This window comes from Cupriavidus sp. R6-3, assembly GCF_059772245.1.
In genome coordinates this window covers 1-3,149 of sequence record NZ_JCBAJO010000367.1, presented here as the reverse complement: position 1 = coordinate 3,149, position 3,149 = coordinate 1, and the positions used below count along the sequence as shown (strand labels likewise).

Below are 3,149 nucleotides of genomic sequence, written 5' to 3'. Positions count from 1 at the left end.
GGCGACGGCGACGCGCCGCGCCGCTTCGACAAGCTGTGCATGACGGGCCAGTGAGCATGAGCGCGCCATGAACGGCAGCCCCCGCCTCCCTTCCCTCCGGCCGCGGGCCGGCCACCAGCGCGGCGCGGCCGTGGTCACCGCGCTGCTGATCGTCACGCTGGCCGTGGTGGTGGTGTCCGGCCTGCTTTGGCGCCAGCAGGTGCAGATCCGCTCGGTCGAGAACCAGCGCCTGGTGGCCCAGGCCGCCTGGATCGAACGTGCCGCGGTGGATTGGGCGCGGCTGATCCTGCGCGACGACCTGCGCCGCTCCAACGTCGACCATCTCGGCGAGCCGTGGGCCGTGCCGATCGCCGAGACGCGGCTGTCGGACTTCCTCGGCTCCGCGCTGCGCACCGACCGCGCCGGCGAGACCTCCTTCCTGTCCGGCCGCATCCTCGACGCGCAGGCCCGCTTCAACCTGCGCAATCTGATCACCACCACCGCGGGCGCCAACGGCGGCATCTCGGTGACCATCGACCCGGCCGGGCTCGCGGCCTATCGGCGCCTGCTGCGCGTGCTGGGCCTGAACCAGGGGCTGGCGGAGGCGACCGCGCGCCATCTGCTCCAGGCCGAGCGGGCCGGCGCCGGCCGCGCCGGGCTGCGGCCGCCCGACAGCCTGGCGGACCTGATGGCCATCCCCGGCTACGAGCCCGACATGCTGCCGGTGCTCGAGCCCTTCGTCGACCTGCTGCCGGACCGCACGCCGGTCAACGCCAACACCGCCGACCCGGAAGTGCTGGCCGCGGTCATCGACAAGCTGCCGCTGGACCGCGCCCGCGAACTGGTGCGCCAGCGCGATCGTGCCTATTTCAACAACGTGGGCGACCTGCAGACGCAGTTGCGCGCGATCGCGCCGCAGGCCGATGCCAGCGTCGGCACCGCGCTGGAAACGCGCTCGCACTACTTCCTGATCTACGGCCTGATCCGCCACGAGCGGGCGATCCGGATGCAGGTCTCGCTGGTGCGGCGCGCGGCGGTCCTGGGCAGCGCCCAGGCGACGCAGGTGGTCTGGACGCGCGACCTCGAGCGGATGCCGGAGTTGCGATGAGGGCGATGACGGCAATGAGCGCGATGAGGGCGGCGACCGGGGCGACGACCGGGGCGGCGACCGGGCGACGAGCGGGGCGATGAAGGCGACGAAAGCGATGGCACCGATCGACATCCCTTGCCCGGAACGCCCGCGCCGCCGGCACTGCGGCCCGCCGCACCCTGCCGAAACGGTTGACGCGAATCCGCCACAAAGGCAAGGTATGCTGATGCCTTGGCGGAAAGGCATTTACCGGCACCCGGCTGTGGCACGGCGATCGCCGCCGGCACAGCGGGCACCGCCGACACCGGACCGGCCCGTGCCTTCGCACGAAACCGGACCAGCTTGCAGACGCGCCCCCGGGCCGTCGACGATTCCGCCGTCCATCTTTACTGCCGCGCAGCCCCAAGGAAACCTTGAGCACCACCCTGTTCGTCCGCCTGCCGCATCGCCCCCACGATCAACCGCAGCCCTGGCGCTTCGGGGCGCTGCCGTTCGCGCTGGTGCGCGATGCCGCGGCCGCCCAGGGCTGGCGCGAGCGGACCCCGGCCACCGGCCACCTGTTGCGCGAGGGCTACGCGCCGATCGCCGAGCTGCCGCCGGCCGACCGGCTGGTGCTGATCGTCGCCGCCGCCGACGTGCTGGTGACCGCCGCCGCGGTGCCGCCGCTGGCGCCAAACCGGCTCAAGCTCGCGCTGCCGAACCTGGTCGAGGATTCGCTGGCGGCCGATGCGCAGGCCTGCCATATCGCGGTCGGGCCTGAGGCCCCGCAAGCCGGCGCCGATGCCACCAGCGCCGCAGCCGCCGCGCGCGGTCCGCGCCGCCGCCTGCTGATGGTGACCGAACGCGCCTGGCTGCGCGCGGTGCTCGACGCCTTCGCCGAACACCGCCATCGCCGCCGCCATCTGCTGCCCGCGCAGTTCTGCCTGCCGCTGGCTGATAGCGAGTCCGAGGGCGGTGGCACGGCGGTCCCGGCCAACGCATCCGGTCCGGCCGAGCCCTCGGCTGCGCCCGAAGCCGCCTCCCCGTCCGAGCCGCCCGCCACGCTGGCGCTCGAAGCCGCCTCCAGCGCACTGGCCGCTGCCGCGCCCCTGCTCGAAGGGGAAATGGGCACCGGCGGCACCGGCGCCGGCACCGGCCATGCCGCGCCGTTCTGGCAACTGACCGTGCGCACCGAACGCTATCAGGGCTACGGCCTGCTGCTCAGTGACGACGCACTGGCCGCCTGGCAGGCGCTGGCGCCGGCCGGCATCTGGTACGGCGACCGCGAGGCGGCCGCGCTGCCGACGCTGACCTCGGTACGCCCGCTCGGCTGGCCGGTCTGGATCGAAGGGGCGCAGGCGAGCCTGCGCGAGCCCTCGCTGGATCTGGCGCAGTTCGACTTCGCGCAGGGCCGCGCCGACCGCTGGAACCTGCGCGCCTGGCGTGCACCGCTGGCGCTGGCCGCCGCGCTGCTGGTCGTCCATCTGGTCGCGCTGAACATCCACTGGCTGATGCTGCGCGGCGAACAGGCGCGGCTGCAGCAGGCCCAGACCCAGCTGCTGCGCAGCGCCTTCCCGCGCATGCCGGTGGTGGTCGACCCGCCGCTGCAGATGCGCCGCCAGGTCGAACAGCTGCGCCTGGCCAGCGGCCGCAGCACGCCCGACGATTTCCTGCCGCTGGCCGACCGTTTCGCCCAGGCCGGCCGCCAGTTGCCGCCCGACGCGCTGCTGGCCCTCGAGTACCGCGGCCGCGCACTGCACGCGACGCTCAAGCCGGGCACCGATACCAATGCGCTGCGCCAGGCCGCGCGCCAGGCCGGGCTGTCGATGGAAGAGGACCGCGCGCCGGCCGACACGGGCCGCTCCGGCGGCGGCCCCGCGCCCGCCGGCTCGCGCTGGATCATCAAGCCGGGAGCGCTGTCGTGATGCGCGCCATTTGCTCCCTCCCCGCCATGTCCGCCATCCCAGCCATGCCCGGCCTCCGCGCCATGTCCGGCCTTTTTGCGATGGCCGGCCTTTTTGCCATGGCCGCCCTCCCGGCCATGTCCGCTCACCAGGCAACACCATGAACGACCGCGCGCACGATCGGCCCACGTCCGCCG

2 protein-coding genes are annotated in these 3,149 nt (G+C 73.8%); both read left to right on the top strand.

The features are described from left to right. The first annotated feature begins 67 nt into the window (after positions 1-67). The gene (gspK, locus tag AC6EI8_RS25575; protein WP_226107715.1) at positions 68-1,087 is read left to right on the top strand and encodes a type II secretion system minor pseudopilin GspK; all 1,020 of its coding nucleotides are present in this window, start codon (positions 68-70) and stop codon (positions 1,085-1,087) included. Positions 1,088-1,482: 395 nt separating this feature from the next. Then, positions 1,483-2,973 carry a type II secretion system protein GspL gene (gene gspL / locus AC6EI8_RS25570; RefSeq protein ID WP_498383276.1) on the top strand — a complete coding sequence of 497 codons (1,491 nt, stop codon included), beginning with the start codon at positions 1,483-1,485 and terminating at the stop codon, positions 2,971-2,973. Positions 2,974-3,149 lie beyond the last annotated feature (176 nt).

What these genes read in the sequence shown, in the direction of transcription:
- gspK (WP_226107715.1), top strand. Translation starts at nt 68, where the DNA reads ATGAACGGCAGCCCCCGCCTCCCTTCCCTCCGGCCGCGGGCCGGCCAC.